This window comes from Chloroflexota bacterium (assembly GCA_016887485.1).
Lineage (GTDB): Bacteria > Chloroflexota > Anaerolineae > Anaerolineales > Anaerolineaceae > Brevifilum.
The window spans coordinates 379,980-406,163 of sequence record CP069394.1 but is presented as its reverse complement, the minus strand read 5'-3'; the positions used below and the strand labels follow the sequence as shown (position 1 = coordinate 406,163).

Below are 26,184 nucleotides of genomic sequence, written 5' to 3'. Positions count from 1 at the left end.
CAGGGGGTGAAATCCCCGTCAGGGGGTGAAATCCCCGTCAAGGAGGTGCATTCCCCGTTTAGGGGGTGAAATCCCGTTTAGGGGGTGAAATCCCGTTTAGGGGGTGAAATCTCCGTCAAGGAGGTGCATTCCCCGCTTTGAGGGGTAAAATAATGTAAAATTGGCATAATTGAGGATGACTGAGGATTTAATACGTTTATGGAACAACCCACCCTTCTAAATGATCGCTACAGACTGCTTGAGCCTTTGGGTTCGGGTGGCATGGCTGTGGTATATAAGGCCATGGATACAATGCTGGAACGTGTGGTGTCCATAAAGATCCTCAAAGAGGACTATGCCAAAGACGAAGACTTCCGAGAGCGGTTCAAACAGGAAGCTAAAGCCGCAGCCAATCTCTCCCATCCCAATATTGTCACGGTTTATGATTTCGGCCTGGATGAAGACCAGGTGTTCATCGTCATGGAATATATTGACGGTACCGACCTCAAGACTCTGATTAGGGAGAGAGGCCATTTCAGCGTGGAGGACACGGTTGGTCTGATGGCTCAGGCTTGCGCCGGGGTCGGCTATGCCCATCGGGCAGGCCTGGTCCATTGTGACATCAAACCACACAATATGCTGGTTTCCAAAGATTACCGACTCAAGGTAACCGATTTTGGGATCGCCCGGGCTTTGGCCACCATCCACCCGGAAGAACACAGCGAAATCGTCTGGGGTTCCCCCCACTATTTCTCACCCGAACAAGCCGCCGGCAGTGCGCCTTCTCCTGCCTCAGATGTCTATTCACTGGGTATCATCCTTTATGAAATGCTGACCGGTCAGCTCCCCTTTGAAGCCAGCGATTCAACCGAGTTGGCTCGGATGCACCGCGAAGAACCGCCCCTGCCGCCGCGCCGGATCAACCCGGCCATTCCGGAAGCCCTGGAAGAGATCACCCTCAAAGTCCTCTCCAAGGAACCATCCTCCCGTTATCGCACAGCCGATCAACTGGGTCGGGTGCTGCTTTCCTTTGGCGGTATCGTGACCGACAAAACCGGCCCCATCGTCCTGCCCCAGGCAAAGAATGGTAAAAGCCCCTCACTGGACCGCCCCTTCTATTCAATGGATAATCAGACCGGTCCCAGTGATGATAGTTTCGTTGATGAATTCGATGATGAGGAATTTGAAGGTGACGAAGCCACCGGGATCGACTGGATCACCTGGGGGCTGGGATTATTAGCTTTCACCACCGTTTTGGGTCTGGTGCCCTTCTGGTTATTTATTTATTTTTCAATTCGACCATAAATTTAATAGAATGCAGGTTTATCAAAAATGAAGCCCTTTATTATTGCCCCGTCAATTCTTTCTGCTGATCTCAGCCAATTGGGAGATCAGGTTCAACAAGCCGCTGATGGCGGCGCGGATTGGATCCATGTTGATGTGATGGATGGCAGTTTTGTCCCCAACATCTCCTTTGGGCCCAATATTGTCAAAACCCTTCGTCAGGTAACCGATCTTCCTTTGGATGTACACCTGATGATCGTCGAACCTGATCGCCATCTCAAGGCTTTTGCCGATGCCGGTGCGGATCACATAACCGTGCATTATGAAACCTGTCCCCACATTCACCGGACTTTACAAAACATCCGCAATCTCAACGTCTCCCCGGGGATCACACTCAACCCCGGCACGCCGGTAACCGCTTTGCGCGAACTGACCCATGATTTCAACCATGTGCTACTCATGACGGTCAACCCCGGTTTTGGTGGGCAGGCCTTCATCCCAACCATGCTTGATAAGATCTGCCGGACAAAGGCCCTCCTCGACGCCACTGGTTCCCAAGCGATGATCCAGGTGGATGGCGGCGTGGATAGTACGACTATTCGGGATTGTTATGAAGCAGGCGCAACCAACTTCGTCGCGGGCTCTGCCATCTTCAAATATCCCGGTGGCATTGCGGCTGGCATCAACGCCCTGAGCTCCGCATTGGAGAATTAATCCTTAAAGCAAAAATCGCGGCAAAAAGCCGCGACTAATGCTTTCTAAATGGGTTAACCCTATTTAGAGGATTTAACCAGCGTCCGGATGCAGCGAGTGCACAAAGTCTTACGAACTGTCCGGCCGTTCTCATAAACGGAGACAGATTGAAGATTTGGTTTGAATTTCCGGTTGGTTGCCCGCATTGAGTGGCTACGGTTATGACCAAAAGTGGTCTTTTTTCCACAAATCTCGCAGACTGCCATGATGTCGTCCTTTCACATCTTTAAGTTATAATGACTGATTGAACTTGGTGATTCGTTCACCCAAACAGCGAATTATTTTACCATACTCTTACACGAGTGACAAGCAAACTAAGGTGATAAGAAATATGTCTGAAACAGAATATCGACACAACGAACTTGGTAGCATCCTTATCCAAAAGGAAGCCATTGCTTCCATCGCCAGACAATCCACCCTCACCTCTTATGGGGTCGTGGGCCTTGCGCCCAAGGACCTGGTTGAGAATATCCGCCAAGTCCTCAAACGAGACGCCAAATATGGCGTTGATGTAACCTTTGATCATGATGGACTGATCATTGACCTTTACATCGTTGTGGAGTATGGCACTCGGATCAAGTCCATTACCAACAGTATTGTTAATAGTGTAAAATACAACGTCGAAAAAACGGTCGGGGTCCCCGTGCGCAGAATCAATGTGCATGTGCGCGGCCTGCGAATCAGCAATATGGACTAACGCTTTTTATTGAATTAAACGATGAATTTATCGCGTCAAAATATCTTTGGAGCATTATGAGTACAGCCGAATTGACTAAGTTGAGTGCTGAAGAACGCCATAATCTGGTTTCAGTACCAATCAATGGACAGGGTCTGAAGACCCTCTTAGAAGCAGGAATGATCTGGCTGAAGACAAATCAGCAGAATGTCAACAGCTTAAATGTTTTCCCAGTCCCCGATGGCGACACGGGCACCAATATGGTCCTGACCATGCAGGCGGCATTCGACGAAGTCGAAAATTCCGGCACGGACAATGCCGGTGAATTAGCCCACTCGATTGCACGGGGGGCCTTGATGGGCGCTCGGGGGAACTCAGGCGTGATCCTTTCGCAGATCTGGCGTGGTTTTGCGCGCGCCCTGGATAGCGAAAGCACCATGAGCGTCAAACTCCTGGCTGCCGCCCTGGAAGAAGCAAAAGCGACCGCCTATAAAGGTGTCGTCCGCCCGGTGGAAGGTACTATCCTGACCGTCATCAAAGACATCGCTGCCCAGGCAGAAGCCTCCGTCCAGCGCACCGATTCCTTTACTGAGGTTCTGGCGGATATCGTCGAAGCCGCCGATGCTTCCGTGCAGCGGACGCCCGACCTTCTGCCGATCCTCAAACAGGCTGGCGTGGTCGATTCAGGGGGCAAGGGCCTCTTCTGCATATTTGAAGGCATGTGGCGCTTCATCAATGGTGAGGCTTTGGATAAACCGATTGCTGAAGTCCTGCCGCTTTCCGAAATGAACCTCGATGATGCCATGGAAACTGTGGAACCCGGGCAGGATTATGAAGTCGTGATCGACTTCACACCGGAAGACGGCTTCAACCTCGAGAACTACTATGAAGCCCTCGAAGATATTGGCACCTCAATCCAGGTTGGTGAAGGCGACGGCATGTACCGGATGCACATCCACGTGCCCACCGAAAACCGATACACACCCATTGATTACACCATGGGGCTGGGTACGATCCAAAAAGTCGCTATTGAAAATCTGCTCGCTCAGATGGATGAGAAGAAAAACAAGAAAAAACCCAAGATCAAGCTGGCTCAGGTCCAACCTGATGAGATCGCAGTCGTTTCCGTATCACCCGGTTCAGGCCTGACCCGTATCTTTGCCAGCCTCGGTGTGGCAGCCATCATCCAGGGCGGCCAAACAATGAACCCCTCCATTAAAGAAATCCTGGCCTCCTTTGAGGACCTTCCCACTGATAAAGTCATTATCCTGCCGAATAACAAGAACATTATCCTGGCAGCCAATGAAGCAGCCTCCATGACCGTCAAACAGGTCGCTGTGATTCCAACCATCTCCATCCCCCAGGGCCTCTCCGCCATGTTCCGGCTGATCCCGGATGGCGATTTCGATGAGATCGTAGCTGATATGAAAGACGCCATGACGGAAGTTGAGACCGGCGAGATCACTACCGCTACACGGACCGTCGAAATTGACGGCGTTCAGGTGGAAAAAGGCCAGGTGATCGCCCTCCATAATGGCAAACTGGTTGCTTCAACCAGCTCCATTGACGAAGCCTGCGAAAAACTTCTGGTGGATGCGGAAGCCGACGAATTTGAACGGATCACCCTCTTCTATGGTGAAAACATGAAACAAGCCCAGGTCAACCAACTGGCCGACAAGATCCGCTCCATTTATCCCGACCACGAAATTGAAGTTCATGAAGGGGACCAGCCCCATTATCAGCTTATCATAGCGATTGAATAATCCTTACTATCTGAAACAGCCAGGAACCCCGCCAAACACGGGGTTCTTGATTTAATGGGCTTTGTTTGGGAAAATACGTTTTCTGCCATGATATATTATGATTATGGGATGAATTGCGTTAAAATGAATGCACTATTGATCTGACAAGGTATCATCTATACTATGGTTCAATCAACGGAAAAACTCTATAAAATCTTCAAGCTGGAAGCCGAATTCAATTATCAAAACAAGGCTGTCGTGGGAGGACTGGAGAAATTCACCGATTCCTGGGTGGGAGAAGCCCGGGCTGCAGGCATGAATGAAACTCTGATCCAGCAAGTCTCGAAGATTATGAAAAACTACACCAACCTGCCAATTGAGCAGCGGGCCAAGGCTCTCAAAGAGATCGGCCAGATTTTGGATGTGGCGGGCATCAAACACCTGCCGGATTCAACAGAAATACAGGTGCAACCTATGGAACCCCAAAAGCAGGAAACTCAGAAACCTGCACCCCAAAAACCAACTGAAAAGAAATCCCGTGGGACGACCACGCGGCGTCAAAGCGCTCCCGCCCCCCTGCCAGTCTCAGATACGCTCCAGGGATTGAGGGCACCCACCACCATCATCCGTGGGATCGGTGACAAACAAGCAGAATTGTTATCAAAACTGGGATTGAACTCCGTAGAGGATATGCTCTACAACTTCCCCCATCGCTATGACGATTATTCACAGATGAAGCTGATCCAGGACCTGAAATTCGGTGAGGAAGTCACCATCCTGGCCTATGTCAAGTCGGTCAAGACCTTCAAAACTCCTAACAGCCAACGCAAGATAACCCAGGCCATCGTTTCAGACAGCACCGGCGCCATTCAATTGATGTGGTTCAACCAGGAATATCAAATGCGCTATCTGCGAAAGGATATGTTCCTCTCCATCTCAGCCAAGGTTGAACAATATCTTGGCCGCCTGGTGATGTACCACCCTGTTTATGAGCAAGTGGAAAAAGAACAGATCAATACCAACCGCATCGTGCCAGTCTATGGCCTGACAGCCAAGCTGAGTCAGCGCTGGCTGAGGCGGACCATGCACAATGTGGTGAGCTATTGGGCGCCTAAAATCTCCGATTTCATCACCGAGTACATCCTGGCTGATGCAGAGTTGATGGACCTTTCGACCGCGCTAATGCAAATTCACTTTCCCGAAGATAAATCCAACCTGAGCAAGGCCCGTTATAGGATTGCTTTTGACGAACATTTCTTACTAAAATTAGGCTTCCTGCGCCAACGTCAGGAATGGATCAGCCCGGAAAGCCGGATTTACGAAGTGGACGACAACTGGCTTGCAGAACAGACATCCAAACTCCCCTTCGAACTCACCGGGGCGCAGCAAAACGCGCTGGCAGAAATTCGCCAGGACCTGGCTGCCGGGCACCCCATGAACCGCCTGCTGCAAGGCGATGTCGGTTCCGGCAAGACCATCGTAGCTGCCCTGGGTATGGGAATCGTCGTACAAAACGGTGCTCAGGCCGCCTTCATGGCGCCCACCAGCATTTTAGCTGAACAGCATTACGCCAGCCTCAAACGCTTGCTGGCTTCAGATGCTGAAGGCGCTTATCTCCACGAAAATGAAATCCGCTTATTGATTGGTGACACCCCCAATAGCGAACGCGAAGAAATTCTGGCAGGTCTGGCCGATGGCACAGTCAAGATTCTGGTCGGCACCCACGCCCTGATTGAAGGGCCCGTGGTCTTCAAAGACCTTCAAATGGTCGTGGTCGATGAACAACATCGCTTTGGTATTGCCCAAAGAGCAGCGCTCCGTGAAAAGGGCGAGAACCCCCACCTGCTGGTCATGACCGCCACACCCATCCCTCGCTCCCTGGCGCTAACCATTTATGGCGATTTGGACCTCAGCATTATGGACGAGATGCCGGTTGGCCGCCAGCCTGTCAGCACCCACATCCTCTATCCTACAGAGCGGGAACGGGTGTATACCCTGATCAAAGCCCAGGTGAGGGAAGGTCATCAAGCCTTTATCATCTACCCCCTGGTGGAACAGGGTGAAAATGAAGAACGGAAAGCTGCTGTGGAAGAACAGGAACGGCTGCAAAAAGATGTCTTCCCACATCTTCGGGTCGGTCTGCTGCATGGTCGGCTCCGTCCTGAAGAAAAAGAAACCGTGATGAAGCAGTTCCGCGATAAGGAACTGGACATCCTTGTCTCCACTTCGGTGGTAGAGGTTGGCGTGGATATCCCCAATGCCACCGTCATGCTGATTGAAGGCGCAGACCGCTTTGGCCTGGCTCAGCTCCATCAGTTTCGCGGCCGGGTTGGTCGCGGCCAGGATCAATCCTACTGTTTCCTGATCCCAGAGACCAAAGATGCGGCTGAAAATGAACGCTTGTTGGCGATGAAAAGCACCAATGACGGCTTTGTCCTCGCTGAACACGACCTGGCCCAACGCGGACCCGGCGAATTCCTGGGGACCCGTCAATCCGGATATGAGAACCTGCGGCTGGCTAAACTGACCGATATTCACCTGATCGAAAAAGCCGGTCAATATGCCAAAGAGGTCTTCGACAACGACCCGGAATTATCCGCACCTGAACATCAACTAATGCTGAACGCCCTCAACCATTTTTGGCTTGGCGGCGAAGGAGATTTAAGCTGAAATGACAACCGTCGTATTTCCCGGAACCTTTGACCCGATCCATTACGGTCATATCAATATTGCCAAGCGCGCAGCCGACCTTTTTGATGAAGTGATAGTGGCAGTCTACGCTCGGGATCAATCGAATATCCTCTTCTCACCGGAAGAACGCCTGTCCCTCGTTGAAGAATCCTTCAAAAATGTGGGCAACATCAGCGTAACAGCCTATACCGGGCTGACGGTGAAGTATGTCAAGGAAATTGGTGCCAGGGCAATGATCCGTGGGCTGCGGGTCTTCTCCGATTTTGAATATGAGTTCCGGATGGCCCTGGCGAATAACCGCCTTGAACCGGAAATTGACGTGATCGCCCTGATCACCTCTGAGCAGCACACTTTCCTGTCATCAACAACTGTTCGAGAGATTGCCGCCCTGGACGGAGATGTCTCCAGCATGGTGCCCCCCCACGTGGAAAAAGCCCTCAAAGCGCGCTTTCACACCCTGGGAGAAGAACAGGATATCGTCCCCCTGACCTCTCTAAGGGATTGATTCACAAAAGAACCGGAATATGTTAATATTGGTATGAGGCTTGCAACTAAATACGATGACTAGAATGAGTGGAGGATGTTATGGATATACTACATCTTGTTGATCGATTGGAAGAGCTCTTCAATGAGAGTCGTCCGGTCTGGTTAACCCATAGTGTCATCGTGGATGAGGATCGTATGTTGGATCTGATCGATCAAATGCGGGTTGCAATCCCGGAAGAGATCAAGAAAGCCCAGCAGATCATCGCCCAGCGTGACCGCATCATGGCGCAGGCCAAAGAAGAAGCCAATCGGACCCTGGCCCTGGCACGGGATAAGGCTGAGAGAAGTCTGGATGATAACGAACTGATCCTGGCTGCCAACAGTCAGGCCAATCAGATCGTCGAACGGGCTCATCAGGAGGCCGCCCTGACCCAGCATGAAGCCGATCAGTATATCCTCGATTCGCTCTCCAAATTGGAAACTGACCTCGACCGGCTGCTTTCACAGGTCAGGAATGGAATCACCGCGTTGAAAGTGGACGCCTATAACCAGCCCTCATCCGATGAAAGCCAGGCGCCCATGGAAAATAATCTGCTCTAATTTGAGAAGCTAAATTTACTAGCCTTCCGCAGCATCTGATTCTTCAGATGCTGTTTTCTTTTTCGGCTTGCGTTTGGCAGGCTTGGTGGTCTTCGGTTTATCATGCAGCGCCACTGGCAGAACCTGGTCCATGTGGGTCACAAAGACCAGTTCCAGTTCCTTCAAGACGCTCTTGGGCAGCTCTTCAAGGTCTTTCTCATTGCGAGCCGGCAGGATCACCCTCTTCAAACCTGCCCGATATGCCGCTAAAACCTTTTCCTTCACGCCGCCGATCGGTAGGACCCGGCCGCGCAGCGTGATCTCGCCTGTCATCGCTACACAGTGATAGCTGGGTCGTTCCGTCAGGGCTGAGATCATCGCAGTTGAAATCGTGATCCCTGCGCTGGGGCCATCCTTCGGAATTGCGCCCTCCGGCACATGGAGATGCACGTCTATATTCTCAAATATCTCCGGATCAATATCCAGAATGTCGGACCGTGATTTGATATAGGATAAGGCTGCCTGCGCAGATTCCTGCATCACATCCCCGATCTGTCCAGTGATTTGCAGGTTGCCCTTGCCATCCAGAATCAACACTTCCACCGGCATGATCTCACCGCCGTTTTCCGTCCAGGCCATAGCAGTGGCCACGCCAACCTCATCCTCCCCTTCGGCCTCAGTTTCAAAGAACTGTTGAGGTCCGAGGAATTTCGTGATGGCGGCAGGCGTGATCCGCTTGGGATAGTCCTTATTCTCCGTCTTCATCCGGGCAATCTTCCGCAAAGTTCGCCCGATTTCGCGTTCAAAATTACGGACACCGGCTTCAAAAGTGTATTCGCGGATAATCTTGGTCAGCGCAGAGTTCTGGAAGGAAATCCCTTCTTTTTCCAAACCAGCTTCCTCCAACTGGCGGGGGATCAGGAATCGCCGGGCGATTTCCAGTTTCTCTTCCAGGATATAACCAGAAAATTCAATAACTTCCAGACGGTCCAACAAGGCAGGTGGGATGGAACCCAGGCTGTTGGCCGTGGTGATGAAGATCACCTCGGAAAGGTCATAATCCACTTCCAAATAGTGATCCGAAAAAGCGTTATTCTGTTCGGGGTCCAGCACTTCCAGCAACGCCGACGAAGGATCGCCGCGGAAATCCGCACCCAGCTTGTCAATTTCATCCAGCATGAAGAGCGGGTTGTTGGTCTGCGCCTTGCGCATGGTCTGGATAATCCGGCCGGGGAGCGCACCGATATAGGTCCGCCTGTGACCGCGGATTTCAGCCTCATCACGGACGCCGCCCAGCGAAAGCCTCACGAACTTCCGACCCAAAGCGTTGGCAATTGACTTCCCTAGCGAGGTCTTCCCCGTGCCTGGAGGGCCAACAAAGCAGAGAATAGGCTGGCGTAAACGAGTGGGATTCAGACTGCGGATCGCAATATACTCTATGATCCGGTCTTTGGGTTTCTTCAAGCCATAGTGATCCTGCTCCAGCACCTTATTGGCATGGACCACATCAAGGTTATCCTCACTGGAATCATTCCAGGGCAGTTCCAGCATCCAATCCAGATAAGTTCGGATAATGCCCACCTCAGGCGCCATTGGCGGCATCTGCTGCAACCGCTCCAGTTCACGCCCTGCCTGCAACCGGGCTTCATCAGGCATATCCTTTTCTTTAATCAACTTTCGCAGCTCAAGGATTTCCTCGGTCCAGATGTCCCCTTCACCCAATTCTGTCTGGATCGCCTTCATCTGCTCCCGCAAATAGAACTCCCGGTGCGAACGGTTCACTTCCGTCTGCACCTGGGCCTGAATCTCATCCTCAAGTTCGAGGACATCAAGTTCTTCTGCCAAAATCTTATTGACCCGTTGCAGCCGGTCTGCCGGATGGGAGAGCACCATCAATTCCTTTCGCAGTTCATTATCCAGTGAAAGAGACGTGATGATCATATCCGCCAGCCAGGAGGGGTCATTAATATTCATGGAAAAGAGTTGAGCTTCATCCGGAATGGAATCGTTTAATTCAACGCAACGCTCAAACAGACTGCGCGCCGTTCGCATTAGGGCAGTCACCTGGCGTGTCATGCGGTATTCATCCTGTATTGGGCGTGCTTCCACGATGAGATAAGGCTCCGTTTCGAGGATATTCACAATCTCGACCCGCCGCCGTCCCTGCACCAAAGCGGAGTGATTGCCCCCCTGCATATTCAACAGCCGCCCCACGGCCAATTCCATACCAACCGGCAGGTGTTGGCTCATCATGTCACCTTCCACGCCTTCATCGGATAGGAAAAGTGCTATCGCCGTCTTATTCTGTCCCTGAGCGGCTTCAATCGCCTTTGGGCTGATCTCATTGCTGATGAAAATCGGTGAGATCATATGCGGGAACACCACGACATCTTTCAGCACGAAAGCTGGGCAGACAAATACCCCTTCCTCGTTCGGATCGCGGTCTGAAATTCGATAGAGCTCTTCCGTCCGTTGATGGATATTCCCCATCAAATCTTTGTCATCTTCAGATGGCGGAAACCATTGTTCGTCGTTCATAATCTCTCCAATAAATCTCTAAATATAAGTTCGCTTAATTTTATCATTCCGTACCATTATTCCCGAGTTTAGGTAACACCTCTCGAGCAGCCGCAGCGAGAAAAACACTCCCGGCAATCAACACCACCGCTTCATTACCAGCTTCACGCAAAGCCTCAACCAGCGCGTCCTCGATCGGCACAATGGCTTTGGCGGCCCGTCCGCTGCGGTGAATCATATCCACCAATTCCACCGCATCATAAGCTCGGGGATGAACGGATTGGGTCGTGATCACCTGACGCACTCGGGGGAGCAGTTCCTGGAACATCCCGCTAACGTCCTTATCCTCCGATGCACCAAAGACCATCACAATTGGCAGCCCGGGGAAATAGTCATCCATCGCTTGCCGAAGTCGCAGGGCTGAATAGCGGTTGTGGGCTGAATCCACCACCACAGGAGGCGACTTTCTCAGGACTTCCATACGGCCTGGCCAATCCACACCTGCGAAACCTTCCTGATAGGCCTGCTGACTCAATTCAACGCCATATTTTTCCGCCGTCTGCAGGGCCGCAAAAGCTGTGGCGGCATTTTCCACCTGATGGAAGCCCAGCAGCGGAATATGGAACCGCATCGGGCTCCAAAGGTCTCGGCCGCCGCTCTCAATGAACTCATCCACCATAGGCTGCTCATCCGGCGTCCAAACCAGGAAGCTCTGCCCGCTCAGGCTGTGCGCATCAGCAGCAAAAAGATAATCCCGTCCGACCTGGATCAAAGGGGCGCTACGTTCGCTAGCGATCTGCTCCAGTTTCAGGCGGGCTTCCTCTTTTTGGGGCGCGACCACGACCGGCCGGCCGGGTTTAATGATCCCGCCCTTTTCGCTGGCGATCTCGCTGAGGGTGTCGCCCAGGATTTTGGTATGGTCATAAGAAATAGATGTGATGACAGAGACAATCGGGGCCACGATATTGGTCGCATCCAACCGCCCGCCCAAGCCAACCTCAAAAACCGCGTAATCGACCTTCTGGCGGGAAAAATAAAGAAATGCCAGAGCCGTGGTCAATTCAAAGGTTGTGATCTCTGGGACCGTCTCGGCGACGATGCGAAGTTCATCCACCAGGCTGACAAGATCCTCATGACCAATCTCCTCGCCATTGATCCGAATTCTTTCCGTAAAGTCCACCATATGCGGGCTGGTATAAAGCCCCGTCCGATAACCCTGCGCTTTGAGCACACTGGCACACATGGAAGAAACCGAACCTTTGCCTTTGGTCCCCGCCACGTGGATGACGCCATAGTCCTTTTGCGGATCTCCTAACAGGGACATAAAGTGACGCATGCGGTCAAGGTTGAATTTCTCGGCGGCATTCCGAAAATTTCTTTTCAGACTGTAATCAATGAAACTATAGAGGAAATCCAGTGACTCCTGATAACGGGTTTCTAAATCCTGCATGTTTATCCTTTTTTACTCTGAATTGCAACGTGGGTTTATTATATCCCCTGCTGAAAAACATCCAAGACTGTGATCAGGAATTCATCAAACAAAGACCTATTCCATAAATGATAGAATATCGGTATAACTAACGGGATTAATCGACCATTTGAGATCAATCCTGACAGAACTCTGCGGTCAGGGTTTTTTTCATCTGGATATATCTATAATTTTGGACCATCTGCGGTTACAATAAACCCCAGATCATAGATAGAAACCACACCTTATAAGGAAGGTTTTATGGCAGGACTCTCACACGAACTCGGAATCGACCTGGGTACCCTTAACACCAGGATTGCCGAAGGCAAAGACATCCTCATTCAAGAACCTACCGTGGTTGCCATCCTCCTGGAGGAGTTAAAACTGGTGGAAATCGGCCAATCCGCTTTGGATATGCTGGGCCGTGTCCCCGACACCATTGAGGTCAACCATCCGATGCGCTACGGCGTCATCGCGGAATTTGAAATCACCGAAAACTTGCTGCGCGAGCTGGTTCGCCGCGTAACCGGACGGATGCTGCTCTTCCGCCCCAATTTGATGGTCACCATCCCCTATGGGATCACCAGTGTCGAGCGCCGCGCGGTCTATGAAGCCGGGCTGGGCGCTGGCAGCCGGGATGTCAACCTGATCCAGCAGCCCCTGGCAGCCGCCATCGGCGTGGATCTGCCCATCAGCACCCCTACCGGTAACATGATCGTCAGTCTGGGCGGCGGCACATCTCAGGCAGCCGTTTTAGCAATGAATGGCATCGTTTCCGCTGAGACAACTCAGATGGCCGGCCTCAGGATGGATGACTCCATCATTGATTACGTCCGCCATAAATATGGGCTCATCATTGGTCAGCCCACCGCTGAACAATTGAAAATTAAAATTGGCGCAGCCATCCCGCAGGATGAGCAACACTCTATGGAAATCCAGGGCCAGGACCAGGTCAGCGGTCTGCCCAAACCCGTGCTTCTGACCACAGATGAGATCGTCGAAGCCCTGCAAAAACCACTCGAAGAAGTCGTCACCATGATCCGGCACGTGCTGGAAAAGACCCCGCCGGAGTTGATCTCCGACATCATCGACCGCGGGGTGGCCCTGTGTGGCGGCACAGCCCTGATGCGCGGGATTGACAAGTATCTCACCAAAGCCCTCGGTATTCCCGCTTATTTGGTGGATAACCCCACGACCTGTGTGGTGGAAGGAGCGGCCAAAGCCTTCTCAATGATGGATGAGCTCAGCCGAAATCTTCCCCCCAAGTCATAAAGGACAAACTTAATGACCAAACCCGTCTCGACCCAGCCAAAGCGTAACCAAAATTCGCCAGGTCAGCCTGTGAGGCAGGACGGGTTGGTCAGTTTCTATCCCATTCGCTTTCATAATCTCAAACGGACCATTGGGATCCCGACTGGGATTCTGCTGATCCTGGTTGCAATCATTGCCCTGTTCTATGGAGCTTTCATCACCTGGACCGCCATACAACGCTTCGGTCGCGCCGTGATCCTTCGGACCCTCCCCATTCCATTGCTGATCTTTATCGGTGGCTTAATCATAGGGTCACTCATTCTCCTTCTCACCACACGCCACGGATACGATGGGATTGAGATTGGCTCCTCAGGTTTGAGCTTCAAGAATGGAAAGAATCACAAGAATATTCCTTGGGATTCAATTACCCGTCTGGATGCCCGAATCAACCTGATCAAATTTGCCACCAGCGTTATTGACGTCCAATCCAGAGCTGAGTTTGAGACCGTTGATGAGGAAACCTTCCAAATCACAGACCAGGTCACCAACTCTCAGGAACTGATCCTCCGCTGCCGTGAGGCTATCCTCCCCAGGCTGTTCCAAAGGGCTCAACAGGCCCTTTGGCAAGGAGAAAAAATCACCTTCCATCGAGACCTGGTTGCTACCCCTCAGGCCCTTCTGATCCAGAAAATGCCCTATTACTGGCAGGATATTGAGCCAAAGTTCAGGAAAAGAAAATTCGCGCTGTTGGAAAAAACCTCATCGCGCGAACTGATCTCTCTGCCAATCAACCAATTGGAAAATGCCGATATTCTTTTGTCATTGCTTGAAAATCCCCCGCTAAAAAGTTAGCGCTTGGAATCCCCCAGATAATACATCATCCGCTGCAAGTGGAGCACAGGGTCAATATGCTGCACATGAACTGATTCCGGGGTGATCAACGTGATCGGAGCATAATTCAGAATGGATTTAACCCCGGCTGCGACTAATTTATCTGCTGTCTGTTGGGCAGCTTGGGCAGGTACAGTCAGAATGGCAATTTTTATATTCTTTTCCCGGATCTTCTCTTCCATAACCGCCACATCTTCAACAACCACTGAACCGACGGGGGTCCCAATCACCTTTGGGTCCACATCAAAAAGCAGGCCAATCTCAATCCCGCGGCTGGCAAAGCCCTGATAGCGGGTAAGTGCCCGGCCCAGGTCACCTGCGCCGACCACCACAACCTGCCAAACCCGGTCAAGGTTGAGGATCTTTTGAAGTTGCTCGATCAGATAATAAATCGAATAGCCCGTCCCTTGTTTGCCAAATCCCCCAAAATAAGACAGATCTTTACGGATTTGGGCTGCAGTCGTACCAAGCCGTTCAGCCAGCATTTTTGACGAAACGGTATGCATCCCCTGTCGTGCTAACTGGTTGAGAGTCTGGAGATACCAAGGTAACCGGCTGATTACAATGTCTGGGACAATTACTTCTGCCATAAGTCAGTATCCTGTATAATTAGAGCTGGTGATATGAATTTATTTCAAACACATCTATTATACGCTATATGGTCACTGTCTTTTACTGGTTGGATCAAAGCCTGTGATTTTCTCAGGTACAGAAAGACATTCTCGGCTAAAATAACCATAGAGAAAAAAATATAAATCAATATTGGAGGTCCTATGCGTGCAGGAAGAATCATTGCTTTCATAACGGCTGCTGTCTTCATCATCTTCGGATTTCTGTTCATCCTGGGTGCATTCAGCGCGGAAGGTTCCCCTGGCTGGATATTTATCGGCCTGATCGGAATGGTTATTGGATTCGTGCTGATCTTTGTTGGTACCAAGCTGTCCCCGCCTCAAAAAGCTGGTGACCAGGTTGTAAATCTGCAGGTTGATCTGCCGGGTGATGTAAACATGGATACGATCAAATGTAAATCATGCGGCTCACCTCTCAGTGCCGAGGACATCAAAATGGTCGCTGGTGCGCCGGTGGTCGAGTGTCCAAGTTGTGGTACTACTTACCAACTGACTGAAGAACCAAAGTGGTGAAATAATGAAGAAACTGAAGTTCATCCTTCTCATTGTCGTTCTATTGGGAGTCTTTACGCTGCCCGCGACCGTTTCGGCGCAGGACTACGCATTCAAAGTCACCGCAATGGAAGTGGAAGCATATATTGAAGAGGATGGCACCTTATCCATCTGGTATTTATTTGAATTCCAGAACCTACCTACGGGGGCACCGATTGAGTATGTTGACATCGGCATGCCATCCTCCTCGTACAGTCTTAAGAACATTCAAGGTGAAATTGATGGTCAGGCGATCACCAAAGTGGAAAGTTCGCCCTATGTCACCAATGGCTTCGCCCTGAATCTCGATGATAAAGCCATCCCCCCGGGACAAACCGGTACCGTGACTGCCTGGATTTCAGGTGTTGAGAATGTCATCACGCCCTATGACAATGGCGACCGTGAAAACTATGCGAATTTCCAATTCAGCCCCACCTGGTTTGATTCCGCCTATGACAAGAGCAGCGGAACAGCCTACCGGGCGACTCTGATCCTTCCCCCGGGCGTGGGTGACGATGAGGGTGTGTATTACTACCCCGCGAATTGGCCAGGTGCCGATACACCCGATGATATCGGACGGACTGCGGCAGAAGATCGGATGTACTACTCCTGGTATACCGATAACGCCGACTTGCATTCACAATATATCTTTGGCACGGCCTTCCCGGATCAATATATCCCCGCTGAGACCATTGTGAAGTCGATTCCCAGCGGCAGCAGTTCCTCGCCAGGTGGCTCATCCGGGATCATTCCCTTCATCTTTGATGCCTTTGGCAGCAATATCTGCTGCTTTGGCTTTGGCTTGCTCTTCACGGCCATCTTCGGCTGGAGTATCTATCAGGGCACCGTCGGCGCGAAGAAACGCAAGATGAAATATCTGCCGCCCAAGATGAAAATTGAGGGACACGGCATTAAACGCGGGCTCACCGCAGTCGAATCGGCCATCCTGATGGAACAGCCGATGGATAAGATCATGACCATGATCCTCTTTGGCACGATTAAGAAGGACGCCGCCACAGTGGAGCAATCCGACCCCCTGAAACTGACGGTCACGGATCCGCTGCCGGCTGGACTGCATCAATATGAGATTGATTTCCTAAATGCCTTCAAAGAGCCCGATGCGAAACGGCGAACCTCCTTACAAAAGATGATGGTGGACCTGGTAAAAAGCGTTTCGAACAAGATGAAAGGCTTCAGCCGCAAAGAAACCATAGCCTACTATGAAGACATCATGCGCCGGGCCTGGAAGATGGTGGAAGAAGCCCAGACTCCTGAAGTCAAGAGCGAGTACTACGATCAGACCCTGGAATGGACGATGCTGGACGACGACTATGCCGAACGCACCCGCCGAACATTCGTGGGTGGCCCGGTCTACGTACCCATCTGGTGGCCCCGCTATTCACCCACCTATCGGCGCAATATTGGCCGGGTGAGCGGCTCAACACCCTCGGTTGGCAAGGTGTCCACCGGCGGCTCACGCAGCAGCTCGCCCTCATTGCCTCACATCCCCGGTTCAGACTTCGCGGCTGGTGTGGTCAATGGTGTGACGGGCATGGCGGCCGGCGTGGTCGGCAACCTGACCTCCTTTACCAGCAGTGTCACCACCCGCACCAACCCTATCCCCGTTACCAGCAAGTCCGGCAGCGGCGGGTTCCGAGGCGGCGGCGGTGGTCACAGCGGTGGTTGTGCCTGTGCCTGCGCCTGTGCCGGTTGTGCCTGCGCTTGTGCTGGCGGCGGCCGGTAACAATAACCCAACTATATCGCTCCTGGCGCACATTGCGCCAGGAGCCTCTCATACCTAATGAAACCATCAAACTCGTTTACTGGAAAATTGACCAAGATCTTTCAACGCACGCCCCTGCCCAAAACCGGGCTGTATCATTACCGGCGTGAGGGCAAGGACGAGAAAACCCGCATTCACCTTCGGATTGATCCGGACGGGCGCGGGCTGTTGATCGTTAATGCCAACCGGGTTGTGCATCTCAACCCCTCTGCGGCGGCAATGACATATTTTCACCTCGAAGGCTTAACCCCCGAGACAGCCTCCAAAGCCTTGCAGCGGGAATTCAGTGTCTCGGCCAAAGATGCCCAAAATGACTTCATGGACTTCATCAATCAAGTTGAAGAACTCCTGAGGCCCAATGGCGCTTGTCCGGTCTGTGAACTGGACCTAGAAACCATGGCGCCCTTCAGTGCGAAACCCAGTGCGCCTTACCGGATGGACCTGGCCATCACCTATCGCTGTAACAACAACTGCAGCCATTGCTACAATGCCCGCTCACGGCAGTATCCCGAGCTTAGCCTTGAGGAATGGAAAGCTGTCATCGACCGGGTCTGGGATCAACGCATTCCCCATATCGTCTTCACGGGTGGCGAACCCACCCTCTACCCCCACCTGACGGATCTGATTGCCTATGCCGAATCGCTGGGTGTGATCACCGGCCTGAACACCAATGGCCGCAAGCTGGCAGATCCGGCTTTTGTGCAATCCCTGGTGGACGCGGGACTGGATCATGTGCAGATCACCCTCGAATCGCATGACCCGGCCATCCATGACCTGATGGTAGCCTCGAAAGGCGCCTGGGAACAGACCGTTGCCGGGGTGCGCAATGTGATCGCGTCACCCCTCTATATCATGACCAACACCACCCTGCTGACTCACAACAGCCTCTATGTTAAAGAGACTCTGCATTTCCTGGGCGAGCTTGGTGTGCCAACCGTTGGTCTGAATGCCCTGATCTATTCCGGCAAAGGCGAAGAGGTCGATACCGGCCTGGCCGAAGAAAACCTGCCCCCTTTGTTGGAAATCGCCCGTGAGCTCACAGAAGCTCAGGGACAGCGTCTGATCTGGTACACCCCCACCCAATACTGCCATTTCAACCCCTTACAATTGGATTTGGGCGTGAAGGGTTGTACAGCAGCACTTTATAACATGTGTATTGAACCCAACGGGGATGTCATCCCCTGCCAATCCTATTATCAAGCCCTGGGCAATATGCTCCAGGACCCCTGGAAATCGATCTGGGAACACCCCCTGGCGCTCTCACTCCGCAATCGGAGCGACGTGCCTGAGGGCTGCCTGACCTGTGAGTTCCTGCCCGAATGCGGCGGAGGCTGTCCACTGGCCCGGGAACACCAGACGATCCATCCCATCCAGAATCCCATATTTTCAAAATAAACGGAGCGGATATGGCCAATCTCATTCAATCTATCAAGCAATTTTTCTCAAACAAACAACCCCTCCCAACCGGCATGTACAGTTACCTGTCACCGGCGGATCAGGAAGACCAATACCGGCTGCACCTCCGGATTGAAGGAGATGGCAGCGGGATCCTCGTTATCAACGCTTCCACCGTCCTGCATCTCAACCAGAGCGCTGTGGAATATGCCTATCACATCATCAAAGGCACTCCGGCAGCGGAAATCGCATCAATCGTCGCCAAGCGGTACCAGGTGAACCCGGAACAGGTCAATCTGGACTTTGAGGCCTTTCAGGATCAAATCCAGACCCTGATTCACACCCCTGATCTGGACCCGGTGACCTATCTGGGCATTGAACGCCAGGAACCCTATAAAGCGGACATCTCCGCCCCTTACCGGCTGGATTGCGCCCTGACCTACCGGGTGGATAGGGACAGCCACGAAACCGATGCCCCCGTGGACCGTGTGGATCGGGAACTGACCACCAAAGAATGGAAAACCGTTCTCAATAAAGCCTATCAGGTTGGCATCCCTCACATCCTCTACACTGGTGGTGAACCGACTCTGCGGGAAGACCTCCCTGAACTGCTTCAGGAAGCGGAAGACCTGGGCCTCGTGACCGGGCTCTTATCCGATGGGCTCAGGCTGGGTGATAAAGCCTACCTAGACACCCTGCTGACCAGCGGCCTGGATCACTTCATGATGATCTTCGACCCGGAAGATGATCGTGACTGGAAAGTCCTGGAGACAGTGCTCCCGGATGACCTCTTCACAACCGTGCATCTTACCCTCCGTAACGGCTCTGACCTCAAGCCCACGATCAAACGGCTGGCGGAAATGGGCGCAAATGCCCTCTCACTCAGCGTGGCCGACCCGGAAATGGCTGAGAAACTGCAAAGCCTGCGAGACTACGCCGCAGTGCAGCAGCTGGACCTTGTCTGGGACCTGCCCGTGCCTTATTCCAGCAATAATCCCGTTTCGCTGGAGCTTGAAAAAGAAGGCGACGAAGCCTTCGTGGAAGGCGCTGGCAAGGCCTGGCTCTATGTGGAACCCGATGGCGACGTCCTCCCCGCTCAGGGGTTGGCGGATCAGATCATGGGCAACCTGCTGACCGATGAATGGGAGCAGATCTGGTCTAAATGAACCCGGAACTCACTCTGGCCGATTGGCACTCCCGTTTTCAGCAGCAAGCCGGCTGGACAACTGAAATCCGCCGGCACCTCTTTGAACAGGCTGGCCTGAAACCCGGCTGTAAGGTTTTAGAAGTTGGCTGCGGAACCGGTGCGGTGATGGGTGCCATTACAGAAGAATTTGACTTTACCCTGACTGGGGTGGATATATACCACCCCAGTCTTTGTTTTGCCCATAATGAAAACCCCGTATACCAGCTCACCCAAGCGGACGGACACCAGCTGCCCTTTGCTGATGACAGCTTTGACACTGTCTATTGTCATTACCTGCTGCTTTGGGTAGCGGATCCCGTTCAGGTGCTGGCTGAGATGAAACGTGTGACTCATCCCGGCGGCGCAGTGATCGCCCTGGCAGAACCGGATTACACCAGCCGGATCGACTATCCCCCACCGCTGGATGAGCTAGGACTGATCCAGAATGAATCACTGGTGCGGCAAGGGGCTGATGTTGAAATGGGATCCAAACTTAATGACCTGTACCAGCAAGTTGGACTTCGCAACACCTACACCGAGACACTCGATGAGGAGCTGGAACAGGACCTGATAGCAGAAGATTCTCTGGAATGGCAGGTCCTTCGTTCGGACCTCAAAGACATGGTCACAAGAGCCGATTTGGACCAATTTGAATTATTTGATGTTGATGCCCGAAACAACGGGGAACGGGTTATGATCATCCCAACCCACTATGCCATTGGCTGGGTTGGCGAGTGAATGAATTTGATCATTTGCTTGCAAAATCATCCAAAGGCGGCTATAATATCACTCTGAAATCGGGGCGTGGCGCAGTCCGGCTAGCGCGCTTGCATGGGGTGTAAGAGGCCCTGGGTTCGAATCCCAGCGCCCCGACCAATTAAGGGATTGCTAATCAGCAATCCCTTTTTCATTTAATTCACTACTACTCTGATATCCCAACTTCGAGCAGATAACAGAAAATTCGAAAATCACACCCGTGCCAAATTTCGTATGATTTTTAATAGTAAAATAAAGAAGTATTTATATAATCCAGGAATTAGTTATATATTAATAATATTGGAGAGATTATGAACGATATTCATGGCCTAATAAACGTTGGTGTAATCCTTTTATTCCTGGGAATTAGAGCGCTAATATCCGGGCCAACTGATAGTACCCTCGGATCAATTCTCGCACCGTATTTTTTAACCCCAGTTGGATTCTTAGGTGTAATTGTTGGGAGCGTTCGTTATTTTTTAGGCACCGAAAGGCCAACAATAAAGAAGATAGCCCAAACCTTTTCATGGATCATGATGCCACTTGGAGTCATGATAGTTCTCTTTGAATGGATTGGTGCTGCCATGCGGGAAAAGAGCATCGAACTCCTTCTATCAAATTGGTTGTTTCTCGTAATTGGATTGGTGATAATAATCCTTGGCTATCTCGCTGGCCGGTACGCAAAGAAATAACAACCAAAAAGCCATAATTTCCTCCTTCCCGCTCTCATGGAGGATCCATAATCCGTCATCCCTGTTAGATTGCGTAACCGAATAGAATAAAACCTCTAAAAACGAACCTTATTTGCCCAGATACACACAATGGGAGACCTCCCATGAACCCTCAGCGGTCAATTGAATATCTCACCGGTTTCTTCATGGGCCTGTTCCTGGGACTGGGACTGGATGGCGTGCTGGCTGTTATCATTCGTCTGATTAACGGCTTGGGTCAAGCTAACATTCAAATCGTCTGGTGGTGGCTGATCCCCCTGCCCTTGTTTTCTAGCCTCTTCATGTCCAAAGCGATTGCAGATCTCCATTTGGAAGATTATTAATCAGCTATCAGCTTTTATTGAGGATAATTTCAATGGGGTTGTTATATTCTTACATGTTGTATTTTAAAAACGATCAATTGGAAGATGTCCTGCTGGGAATCTCCAAATTCGCCGAGAAGTATTTCCCACCTGCCAAAATTCTCTTTCCCGATCATATTTTGGAAATCCCCCTTAATCCAGGTTCATTTGAAGATGAAATCATTTGCTATAACAACCCGGAATTTGGGTTTGATACGGTATTGATCTTTGAAGAAGACGATGCCATTATTGATTGGGGTCACGGCCAAGAAGTTACAGATAAATCCACACTCGCAATTGGAAATCATTTCCAATATCCGGTATCTGTCGGTTATATCTACCTAACTGTTTATAATGACTTGTCTGCTTACTACCCTGAAATTATTTTGGATCTGCAAGACTTGGTACTGCTCAATTTTGGAACCACCGGGACACGGATGAGCAACCTGTTCTATTACTCCAAATCCATCCGGACCCAATTCACAAACCTGCTGAAGGAACATCAAGGTGTTTGTGGTATTTTCAATATGGAAGAGCGGGGTGAGGTTTTTTGGTTGAATGGCAAACCTATCCATGGATTTATTGATGACGTCTGGTTATCACCAGATGAAATCAAATTAAAATTATCCCATAAATAATTTTTCACTCAGACATATCACTCGTTGGGAAGTTTATATCCTCAGGATTGGTAATATAATTAAGAGATGATCATTCTGAAAAAACAATTTCAGTCTGCATTAATTCCAGCATCACAACCCACACCTCAGCACAACCTATCCCGTTGACAACATACCATCCGCTTTGTCTTTTCAGAAAATTTTTTCTATACTGGAGGGAAATATGGTTAAAAAGAACAAACGACTAGCTCTACTAATGGTTGTGATATTGATGGCAGCCACTACATTGAGTTGCAGTCTGCTATCTTCTCCCGGTGCCGGGACAACCTCTGAGGTCACGCCCACGCCGACTGATTTCGTTGGCAGCGGGGTCGCCACCCCAACCGATCCCAATGACCCGTGCGCAAATCTAAGCGGCACACTGGAATTACAACTGCTGGTTGGCCCATCGGAGGCGGTTGGCCTTTCACCCTACACCTTCGCCACCATCCCCTTCCAGGTCGTTCAGGAAGGAAATGCCTACCTTGTGACGGGCAGCGGTGCGGTTGACTACTACGAAGATATCCTGACCGCCGACTGGGGTTCCTTCGCTGTGACTTTTGATGGAGTGACTTCCGTCACCGGTGACTGTGTCTCATCAGATGAAACGGGTACGCTGAATGTACTCATTGAAATGACCGGCCAACAGATGATCGTGGTGACGGTTGAAGGCGTGGAATATTCCTATCCCTGGGAAGGCTCCCCCCAGGTCGAGGCCACATTCCCGCTTATGGATGGCGCTCAAGTCAGTGGTGAGGGTTGGTTGTTGATCCTGCACCTGGATTGACATTGATTTTCTCAATTAGCTTAAAATCTTCCAGATTCTCTCGAAACCGCCAGATAGTTTGGCGGTTTCTTCGTATAATGAGAGAAAACATCGGAGGCTATCATGGAAAAGACATTACGAATTGGTTTCCTGGGAACGGGCAGCATTGCCAAAGCGCATACATATGCATTGGACGCCGTTCAACATTATTACGAGGGGATGCCCAAGATCGAGCGGGTTGTGGCGGCATCGCCCACACCGGCGCACAGAGAGGCTTTCGCCAACCGCTATGGTTTCGCTGAATCGTGCGCGCCGGAAGCCGTTTGGGAACGGGATGACCTGGATGCGGTGTATATTCTGGGCGCAAACCCCGCCCATGCCCCCCAATTAATCGAAGCGATCAAAAGCCCAACTATCAAACGGATTTACGTAGAAAAACCCGTTGCCTCTTCCCGCGAAGAATTGGCCCAGCTGGAAGAGATCAGCAAAACCGATCACGGTAAATTCGTAATGATGGGGTTCCAATTCCTGCAGAAATCCCCCGTGCGTCAAGCCCTGGCCCACTGGCAGACCGGCAAATTTGGTGATCCGGTTCATTTCCGAACGGAATACCTGCACAGCAGCTACCTCAGCGCAGACTATCGGGCCAAGCGCACCAGCCGCCTTTTGCCCATCCCGGTCAATGGTGCCACTGTGGACTTGGGCTCTCACATCCTCAGCCTGCTCACAGCCTTCCTGGGTGATACCCTGACTGTTCAGGACGCATTCACCACCAACGCCAACCTGACCGGCTTCCCAGAAAAAAGCGACCTCTGCACAACCGCCATGCTTCAGGAAACCCAGACTGGTGCGATCGGTACCATGACCGCCAGCCGCATCTCGGCTGGAACAGGCGATCAATTGAAAGTTGAAATCTACGGCACCATTGGGTCGATCGTCTTTGACACCGCTCAGCCTGATATCTACATGAGCTACCTGCCGGAAGAAGGCTGGCAGCGGCACGATGTTTACGGTAATTACTCACCCGCGTCGAAGTTCTACGCCGGTTACAGCCCCGCCGGCTGGCTGCGCGCAATGGTGCACAACCACTACCTCTTCCTGGGCGGCGCCCCGGACATCAGCTTCGTGCCCACTCTCGAACATGGAATCCAGGTTCAACGCCTGGTTCAACAGATCGCTGACGCTCTGGCCTAAATTAAATTGCGCTTCTATTCCTGGCGGATTGCGTCCTGCGGATCAGGCGGACAAGCCCATCGCCATCATAAAGGACGATCGGCTTGCCCTCGGCCCATGCAACAGCCTGACGGGTCAATCCGCCAGTAGTAATTAAATAGGCTTTCTGGGCATCCTCATGCAAGAGGGTGCCATAGAGATCCCGCACAATCGGCTCTCCCACTGAGCCGCTGTATCGCTTGCACTGCACAATCCATTTTTCCCCCTCGCTCGTCATGACCACCACATCCACGCCATGATCGCCATTCCCACCCATGACGGCTGTCTGATGCCCATAGGCTTCAAATAATTTGGCAATCAATGCTTCAAAATTATCCGGTGAAAGCGCCATCAGGTCTTCCAGCGTTTGGGCATCCGCCAGGCTGATTCGATGCTCGTTGTGGTGATGCCACCAGAAGCCAATCGACACCCCACCTGAGATCACACCCAGGGAGATAAAGAGAACGGTGTTCAATGGCTCCGGAATCAGCGAAAATGGCTGGGTGTCATTGGCAAGCAGATATCCCCAAAATGCTCCCCAGACGATCCATCCGAAGAAAACCCGATTGGATGCTCGTCTTATCCGATCTGGAAAGAATTCTCCGCGTTGAAAGAAGGGCCGAAAACCAAAAAAGATGATCAGGGGCCAGAAAGCATAAAGTATAGTGAAAATTGCGATGAAACCTTCCATCAGGAGCATTCCTTTGATTTAAAAAGAAAATTGGCTGCCAAATTTGGCAAGCCCTGACTCATTTGGGATTATACCACGCCCATTTTGACACTATCCTCTGATGTTGACCCTAGAATGGCCAGATTCTTGCACGCCTAAGATGACAAGAAGCTGGCCTCGTGCTAGAATCAGGTTATGGGGAACTTCTTTCCATAACTGCACGTCATTTTATTTGAGGTCGAAAATATCTACTGAATGGATGGCAATATGAAGAAGAGACTGACTTTCATTTCAATTGTAATAATCGCCCTGCTCCTGGCGGGATGTAACCTCCCCATCAATCAGGCTGCTGAAGAGCCGACGGACGAGAGCATGGCAACCGAGATCGCAAAAATCCTCACAGGCACACCCGTCGAAGTGCTGGTCTCCCCCACTGCGGAGAGCACTGAGGACATAACCGTGACAGAAGAGGCTACTGAAGAAACTGTAACTGAAGAGCCGACTGAAGAAATCGTCGAAGCTACGGAAACGCCCACACCAACCGTCACAGCTACCCTCGCGCCAACCCCCACAATGTCAGACACCGACCCCGCCGCCTCCCTAGGCACCCCAAATTGGGTGGACAATTTGGATAACGGCAATAACTGGCTGACCGACAACGATGCCTTCACTGAAATCAAATTCAATGGCGGCTACATGAAACTGACAGCCATCACGGATTTGGACGGCTGGCGGCTCTCCTGGCCTGCACCGGACAACTTCTATCTCGAAGGTAAATTTCAAACCCCTGCCTGCTCCGGCACCGACCATTACGGGCTGATGTTCCGCACACCCAAGACCTCCGGCGCCAGCCAGGGTTACCTGTTCGGCATCACCTGTGACGGCAAATACAGCCTGCGCCTCTGGGATGACCCGAAGATGACCGTGCTGATCGGCTGGACCGCCAGCGACAAGATCATCAAAGGAGCGAATGAAGTCAATACCCTGGGCGTGATGGCCGATGGCGACACACTCTCCTTCTATATCAACGGCAGCAAGGTCAACGAGGTCACAGATGACACCTTCACCGAAGGGATCTTCGGCGTCTTTGTTGGCGGAGACAGCGGCGTGGACTTCACCATGTGGCTGGATCAGATCCGCTATTGGGACCTGCCCTAATTAATCACCAGACAACAGAAAAGACCGGAGGCGAAACCTCCGGTCTTTTGATT

Annotated in this window: 25 protein-coding genes and 1 tRNA gene; 21 read left to right on the top strand and 5 right to left on the bottom strand. The window is 51.6% G+C overall.

Annotated elements, in window-relative coordinates:
* Positions 1-198: 198 nt before the first annotated feature.
* Together JR338_01810 and JR338_01805 are read left to right on the top strand one after the other, a co-directional pair.
* Positions 199-1,284 carry a serine/threonine protein kinase gene (locus tag JR338_01810; GenBank protein QRN83513.1) on the top strand — a complete coding sequence of 362 codons (1,086 nt, stop codon included), beginning with the start codon at positions 199-201 and terminating at the stop codon, positions 1,282-1,284.
* Between the two features lie 27 nt (positions 1,285-1,311).
* Positions 1,312-1,977, top strand: a complete 666-nt coding sequence (locus tag JR338_01805) for a ribulose-phosphate 3-epimerase (protein ID QRN83512.1) — start codon at positions 1,312-1,314, stop codon at positions 1,975-1,977.
* 59 nt (positions 1,978-2,036) lie between these two features.
* Here the strand turns inward: JR338_01805 and JR338_01800 are convergent, their stop codons facing one another.
* On the bottom strand, positions 2,037-2,222 hold the full coding sequence (locus JR338_01800; protein ID QRN83511.1) for a 50S ribosomal protein L28: 186 nt from the start codon (positions 2,220-2,222) through the stop codon (positions 2,037-2,039).
* A gap of 125 nt (positions 2,223-2,347) precedes the next feature.
* Here JR338_01800 and JR338_01795 point away from each other — a divergent pair, with 125 nt between their 5' ends.
* The 5 genes from JR338_01795 (at position 2,348) to JR338_01775 (ending at position 8,211) form a co-directional block, all read left to right on the top strand.
* Positions 2,348-2,713: an Asp23/Gls24 family envelope stress response protein gene (locus JR338_01795; protein QRN83510.1), complete on the top strand. Its 366-nt coding sequence runs from the start codon at positions 2,348-2,350 to the stop codon at positions 2,711-2,713.
* Positions 2,714-2,769: 56 nt separating this feature from the next.
* Positions 2,770-4,455, top strand: a complete 1,686-nt coding sequence (locus tag JR338_01790) for a DAK2 domain-containing protein (GenBank protein QRN83509.1) — start codon at positions 2,770-2,772, stop codon at positions 4,453-4,455.
* 162 nt (positions 4,456-4,617) lie between these two features.
* Positions 4,618-7,104, top strand: coding sequence for an ATP-dependent DNA helicase RecG (gene recG / locus JR338_01785; GenBank protein ID QRN83508.1), 2,487 nt, complete (start codon positions 4,618-4,620; stop codon positions 7,102-7,104).
* Position 7,105: 1 nt separating this feature from the next.
* Positions 7,106-7,630, top strand: coding sequence for a pantetheine-phosphate adenylyltransferase (gene coaD, locus JR338_01780; GenBank protein ID QRN83507.1), 525 nt, complete (start codon positions 7,106-7,108; stop codon positions 7,628-7,630).
* Positions 7,631-7,710: 80 nt separating this feature from the next.
* Positions 7,711-8,211 (top strand): hypothetical protein, encoded by a 501-nt coding sequence (locus tag JR338_01775; GenBank protein QRN83506.1) that lies wholly within the window; start codon positions 7,711-7,713, stop codon positions 8,209-8,211.
* A gap of 18 nt (positions 8,212-8,229) precedes the next feature.
* On the opposite strand, the gene lon is transcribed toward JR338_01775, so the two are convergent.
* Complete coding sequence (gene lon, locus JR338_01770; GenBank protein QRN84331.1) at positions 8,230-10,680, bottom strand: endopeptidase La; 2,451 nt, start codon at positions 10,678-10,680, stop codon at positions 8,230-8,232.
* A gap of 91 nt (positions 10,681-10,771) precedes the next feature.
* On the bottom strand, positions 10,772-12,157 hold the full coding sequence (locus tag JR338_01765; protein QRN83505.1) for a bifunctional folylpolyglutamate synthase/dihydrofolate synthase: 1,386 nt from the start codon (positions 12,155-12,157) through the stop codon (positions 10,772-10,774).
* A gap of 279 nt (positions 12,158-12,436) precedes the next feature.
* Between JR338_01765 and JR338_01760 the strand changes: the two genes are divergently transcribed.
* Positions 12,437-13,447, top strand: a complete 1,011-nt coding sequence (locus JR338_01760) for a rod shape-determining protein (GenBank protein ID QRN83504.1) — start codon at positions 12,437-12,439, stop codon at positions 13,445-13,447.
* A gap of 12 nt (positions 13,448-13,459) precedes the next feature.
* Positions 13,460-14,278 (top strand): hypothetical protein, encoded by an 819-nt coding sequence (locus tag JR338_01755; GenBank protein QRN83503.1) that lies wholly within the window; start codon positions 13,460-13,462, stop codon positions 14,276-14,278.
* On the opposite strand, the gene JR338_01750 is transcribed toward JR338_01755, so the two are convergent.
* Positions 14,275-14,907 (bottom strand): redox-sensing transcriptional repressor Rex, encoded by a 633-nt coding sequence (locus JR338_01750; protein ID QRN83502.1) that lies wholly within the window; start codon positions 14,905-14,907, stop codon positions 14,275-14,277. The genes JR338_01755 and JR338_01750 overlap by 4 nt on opposite strands.
* 183 nt (positions 14,908-15,090) lie before the next feature.
* On the opposite strand from JR338_01750, the gene JR338_01745 reads away from it, so the two are divergent.
* The 11 genes from JR338_01745 (at position 15,091) to JR338_01695 (ending at position 24,285) form a co-directional block, all read left to right on the top strand.
* Positions 15,091-15,459, top strand: a complete 369-nt coding sequence (locus JR338_01745; GenBank protein QRN83501.1) for a hypothetical protein — start codon at positions 15,091-15,093, stop codon at positions 15,457-15,459.
* 4 nt (positions 15,460-15,463) lie between these two features.
* Positions 15,464-17,221, top strand: coding sequence for a hypothetical protein (locus JR338_01740; protein QRN83500.1), 1,758 nt, complete (start codon positions 15,464-15,466; stop codon positions 17,219-17,221).
* Positions 17,222-17,278: 57 nt separating this feature from the next.
* A complete protein-coding gene (locus JR338_01735) occupies positions 17,279-18,655 on the top strand; it encodes a radical SAM protein (GenBank protein ID QRN83499.1) in 1,377 nt (458 codons plus the stop codon).
* 11 nt (positions 18,656-18,666) lie between these two features.
* Positions 18,667-19,821, top strand: coding sequence for a hypothetical protein (locus JR338_01730; GenBank protein ID QRN83498.1), 1,155 nt, complete (start codon positions 18,667-18,669; stop codon positions 19,819-19,821).
* Positions 19,818-20,579, top strand: coding sequence for a methyltransferase domain-containing protein (locus JR338_01725; protein ID QRN83497.1), 762 nt, complete (start codon positions 19,818-19,820; stop codon positions 20,577-20,579). The genes JR338_01730 and JR338_01725 overlap by 4 nt, the downstream gene beginning before the upstream one ends.
* Positions 20,580-20,639: 60 nt before the next feature.
* Positions 20,640-20,717 (top strand) — tRNA-Pro (locus JR338_01720).
* A 191-nt stretch (positions 20,718-20,908) separates the two neighbouring features.
* Entirely contained in the window at positions 20,909-21,289 is a 381-nt protein-coding gene (locus JR338_01715; protein QRN83496.1) for a hypothetical protein, read from the top strand.
* A gap of 143 nt (positions 21,290-21,432) precedes the next feature.
* Positions 21,433-21,651: a hypothetical protein gene (locus JR338_01710; GenBank protein ID QRN83495.1), complete on the top strand. Its 219-nt coding sequence runs from the start codon at positions 21,433-21,435 to the stop codon at positions 21,649-21,651.
* Positions 21,652-21,809: 158 nt separating this feature from the next.
* Complete coding sequence (locus JR338_01705) at positions 21,810-22,307, top strand: hypothetical protein (protein ID QRN83494.1); 498 nt, start codon at positions 21,810-21,812, stop codon at positions 22,305-22,307.
* Positions 22,308-22,509: 202 nt separating this feature from the next.
* Entirely contained in the window at positions 22,510-23,112 is a 603-nt protein-coding gene (locus JR338_01700) for a hypothetical protein (protein QRN83493.1), read from the top strand.
* Between the two features lie 102 nt (positions 23,113-23,214).
* Complete coding sequence (locus tag JR338_01695) at positions 23,215-24,285, top strand: Gfo/Idh/MocA family oxidoreductase (GenBank protein QRN83492.1); 1,071 nt, start codon at positions 23,215-23,217, stop codon at positions 24,283-24,285.
* 1 nt (position 24,286) lies between these two features.
* Here the strand turns inward: JR338_01695 and JR338_01690 are convergent, their stop codons facing one another.
* Positions 24,287-24,994 carry a restriction endonuclease gene (locus tag JR338_01690; protein ID QRN83491.1) on the bottom strand — a complete coding sequence of 236 codons (708 nt, stop codon included), beginning with the start codon at positions 24,992-24,994 and terminating at the stop codon, positions 24,287-24,289.
* Positions 24,995-25,240: 246 nt separating this feature from the next.
* Between JR338_01690 and JR338_01685 the strand changes: the two genes are divergently transcribed.
* Positions 25,241-26,131: a hypothetical protein gene (locus tag JR338_01685; protein ID QRN83490.1), complete on the top strand. Its 891-nt coding sequence runs from the start codon at positions 25,241-25,243 to the stop codon at positions 26,129-26,131.
* Positions 26,132-26,184 lie beyond the last annotated feature (53 nt).